Origin of the sequence: Falsiroseomonas oryzae, assembly GCF_027856955.1 — a bacterium.
GTDB classification, from domain to species: Bacteria; Pseudomonadota; Alphaproteobacteria; order Acetobacterales; family Acetobacteraceae; genus Falsiroseomonas; species Falsiroseomonas oryzae.
On sequence record NZ_JAPSMD010000827.1, the window covers coordinates 1 to 1,203 of the forward strand.

A 1,203-nucleotide genomic window follows, 5' to 3' on the forward strand; every position below is an offset into this window, starting at 1 on the left:
GCCCTACTTGACGATCTTGGCGACGACGCCGGCGCCGACGGTGCGGCCGCCCTCGCGGATGGCGAAGCGCAGCCCCTCGTCCATGGCGATCGGCGCGATCAGCTCGACATCCATCGAGACGTTGTCGCCCGGCATCACCATCTCCGTCCCTTCCGGCAGCTTCACCACACCCGTCACGTCCGTCGTGCGGAAGTAGAACTGCGGACGGTAGTTCGTGAAGAACGGCGTGTGACGACCGCCCTCCTCCTTCGTCAGGATATACGCCTCGGCCTTGAAGTTGGTGTGCGGCGTGATCGAGCCCGGCGCCGCCAGCACCTGCCCGCGCTCCACGTCCTCGCGCTTCGTGCCGCGCAGCAGCGCGCCGATGTTGTCGCCCGCCTCGCCGCTGTCCAGCAGCTTGCGGAACATCTCCACGCCCGTCACCGTCGTCTTCACCGTGGCCTTCAGGCCGACGATCTCGACTTCCTCGCCCACCTTGATGATCCCGCGCTCGACGCGGCCCGTCACCACCGTGCCGCGGCCCGAGATCGAGAACACGTCCTCGATCGGCATCAGGAACGGACGATCCTTCGGACGCTCCGGCTGCGGGATGTAGGCGTCCACCGCCTCCATCAGCTTCAGGATCGCCTGCTCGCCCAGCTCCGCGTTGCTGTCCTCCAGCGCCGCCAGCGCACTGCCCTTGATCACCGGGATCTCGTCGCCCGGGAACTTGTAGGACGAAAGGAGCTCGCGCACCTCCATCTCCACCAGCTCCACCAGGTCGGGGTCGGCCATGTCCATCTTGTTCAGGAACACCACCAGCGCCGGCACGCCCACCTGGCGCGCCAGCAGGATGTGCTCCCGCGTCTGCGGCATCGGGCCGTCGGCGGCCGACACCACCAGGATCGCGCCGTCCATCTGCGCCGCGCCCGTGATCATGTTCTTCACGTAGTCCGCGTGGCCCGGGCAATCGACATGCGCGTAGTGCCGGTTCTTCGTCTCGTATTCCACATGCGCCGTCGAGATCGTGATCCCGCGCGCCTTCTCCTCCGGCGCCTTGTCGATCTGGTCATAGGCCGTGAACGTCGCACCGCCCGTCTTCGCCAGAACCTTGGTGATCGCCGCCGTCAGCGACGTCTTCCCATGGTCCACGTGACCGATCGTCCCAATGTTGCAGTGCGGCTTCGTCCGCTCAAACTTCGCCTTTGCCATCGTCGTGCTTCC

Annotated in this window: 1 protein-coding gene; it reads right to left on the bottom strand. The window is 66.5% G+C overall.

Annotated features, from left to right (window positions below; all coding sequences use genetic code 11):
* Positions 1-3 precede the first annotated feature (3 nt).
* Positions 4-1,191: an elongation factor Tu gene (gene tuf, locus OZN99_RS32025; protein ID WP_270939225.1), complete on the bottom strand. Its 1,188-nt coding sequence runs from the start codon at positions 1,189-1,191 to the stop codon at positions 4-6.
* Positions 1,192-1,203: the final 12 nt, after the last annotated feature.